The organism is Micromonospora sp. 4G55, from assembly GCF_016803375.1.
In genome coordinates this window covers 1-2,609 of record NZ_JAEVHN010000783.1, presented here as the reverse complement: position 1 = coordinate 2,609, position 2,609 = coordinate 1, and the positions used below count along the sequence as shown (strand labels likewise).

Genomic DNA, 2,609 nt, shown 5'->3' with positions numbered 1-2,609 from the left:
CTGCGGCTTCCCGGCGGCCCGGGTCCAGACCACCGCGGCGGTCACCGTAGTCACCGAGGGCGCGTGGATGCCGGCCACCGGGGCGGCCAGGTCGCGGGAGGTGATCAGAGGCGCCCAGCCGTCCACCGACAACGGGTAGACCTCCCCGATCGGGGCGTCCGCGGGCAACTTGACCTCGATTTTCTCGGTGCGCGCGCCGGGCCGCTCCTCCGGCACCACGAACGTCAGCTCCACCGCGTCGCCGTGGTTGGCCTGGGTCGGCGTGGTCGTCACGTCCGCCGCCAGCGCCGCGCCCGGCCAGGCCAGCGCCCCGGCGACCGCGGTGGCCAGCACGAGCCCCGCCCGCCGGCCGCCGTTGCGGGTGATCGCCATCTGTGCCCCCATCCGTCTCCACGCGGCCGGGTCCGGTTTCCGGCCACACCGGGTAGTTCGGATCGCGGGTCGGAAAGGTTCAATCCGCGCCGGCACGATCTGCGCGGCGGGCGGGACACGCGGGCCCATCCTTTCCCGACGACCGGGCGGAAACGGGCGACAGATAGCATCGCAGGAGCCGGAACCGGCAACATCCGTACCGTCTGCAGTTGAGGAGTCACCGTGTCCGCACCCCGTACCCCCGTCGTGGCCGACCCCGTCGTCGTCGCCGCCGGGACGACGGCGGCCGACGCGGTGGCCGCGGCCGGGCTGCCCATGGCCGGGCCGAAGGCGATCGTGGTGGTCCGCGACCCGCAGGGCGTATTGCGCGACCTGGACTGGAAGCCGGCCGAGGAGACCAGCGTCGAGCCGGTCACCCTCGACTCGCCGGACGGGCTCAACGTGCTGCGCCACTCGACGGCGCACGTGCTCGCCCAGGCCGTCCAGGACGTCTTCCCGGAGGCCAAGCTCGGCATCGGCCCGCCCGTCGAGAACGGCTTCTACTACGACTTCGCCGTCGACAAGCCGTTCCAGCCGGACGACCTGAGCAAGCTCGAGAAGCGCATGCAGGAGATCATCAAGTCCGGCCAGCGGTTCCGCCGTCGCCGCTTCAACAGCCTGGACGAGGCGAAGGCCGAGCTGGCCGCCGAGCCGTTCAAGCTGGAGCTGATCGACGTCAAGGGGGAGGGGCTGGACTCCTCCGAGGTGATGGAGGTGGGCGGCGGCGAGCTGACCATCTACGACAACCTCGCCGCGAACGAGGACAAGGTCTGCTGGTCCGACCTGTGCCGGGGGCCGCACCTGCCCACCACCCGGCTGATCGGCGCGTTCAAGCTGATGCGCTCGGCCGCCGCCTACTGGCGGGGGTCGGAGAAGAATCCGCAGCTCCAGCGGGTGTACGGCACCGCGTGGCCGACCCGGGACGAGCTGAAGGCGTACCTGAAGCTGCTGGAGGAGGCCGCCCGGCGCGACCACCGCAAGCTCGGCGCGGACCTCGACCTGTTCAGCTTCCCCGACGAGATCGGCTCCGGCCTGGCGGTCTTCCACCCCAAGGGCGGCATCATCCGCCGGGAGATGGAGAACTACTCGCGCCGCCGGCACGAGGCGGCCGGGTACGAGTTCGTCAACACCCCGCACATCACCAAGGCGCACCTGTTCGAGACCTCCGGGCACCTGCCCTACTACGCCGAGACGATGTTCCCGCCCATGCAGCTGGAGGGCGCGGACTACTACCTCAAGGCGATGAACTGCCCGATGCACAACCTGATCTTCCGGGCGCGCGGGCGGTCCTACCGCGAGCTGCCGCTGCGGCTGTTCGAGTTCGGCACGGTCTACCGGTACGAGAAGTCCGGCGTCGTGCACGGCCTGACCCGGGTCCGCGGCCTGACCCAGGACGACTCGCACATCTACTGCACCCGGGAGCAGATGCCCGGTGAGCTGTCCACCCTGCTGTCGTTCGTGCTCGACCTGCTGCGCGACTACGGCCTGGACGACTTCTACCTGGAGCTGTCCACCCGCGACGACTCGCCCAAGTTCATCGGGTCGGACGAGGACTGGGCGGAGGCCACCGAGGCGCTGCGCACCGCCGCCGAGTCCTCCGGCCTGGACCTGGTGCCCGACCCGGGCGGCGCGGCCTTCTACGGCCCGAAGATCTCGGTACAGGCCAAGGACGCCATCGGCCGGACCTGGCAGATGTCCACCATCCAGGTCGACTTCAACCAGCCGGAGCGGTTCGGCCTGGAGTACCAGGCGGCGGACGGCAGCCGGCAGCGGCCGGTGATGATCCACCGGGCCCTCTTCGGCTCGATCGAGCGCTTCTTCGGTGTGCTCACCGAGCACTACGCGGGCGCGTTCCCGGCCTGGCTGGCCCCGGTGCAGGTGGTCGGCATCCCGATCCGCGAGGACCACACCGACTACCTGCACGGCTTCGTCGCGGCGCTGCGCGCCGAGGGGATCCGCGCCCAGGTCGACGCGGGTGACGACCGGATGCAGAAGAAGATCCGCACCGCCCAGCAGCAGAAGATCCCGTTCATGGTGATCGCCGGCGACGACGACGTGGCCGCCGGCACGGTCTCCTTCCGCTACCGGGACGGCTCGCAGCGCAACGGGGTGCCGATGGCCGAGGCCGTCACCCACGTGCTCGACGTGGTCAGCTCCCGCTCCAACTCCGGCCCGTCCGCCAAGAGCTGACCCCACCC

General features: G+C 70.9%; 2 protein-coding genes. One reads left to right on the top strand and one right to left on the bottom strand.

Annotated elements, in window-relative coordinates; genetic code table 11:
- The coding region (locus JNW89_RS34120; RefSeq protein WP_238452169.1) for a DUF1775 domain-containing protein at window positions 1–384 on the bottom strand (384 nt) is incomplete at its 3' end.
- A gap of 210 nt (window positions 385–594) precedes the next feature.
- Here JNW89_RS34120 and thrS point away from each other — a divergent pair.
- Window positions 595–2,601 carry a threonine--tRNA ligase gene (thrS, locus tag JNW89_RS34115; RefSeq protein WP_238452168.1) on the top strand — a complete coding sequence of 669 codons (2,007 nt, stop codon included), beginning with the start codon at window positions 595–597 and terminating at the stop codon, window positions 2,599–2,601.
- The last annotated feature ends 8 nt before the right edge of the window (window positions 2,602–2,609 follow it).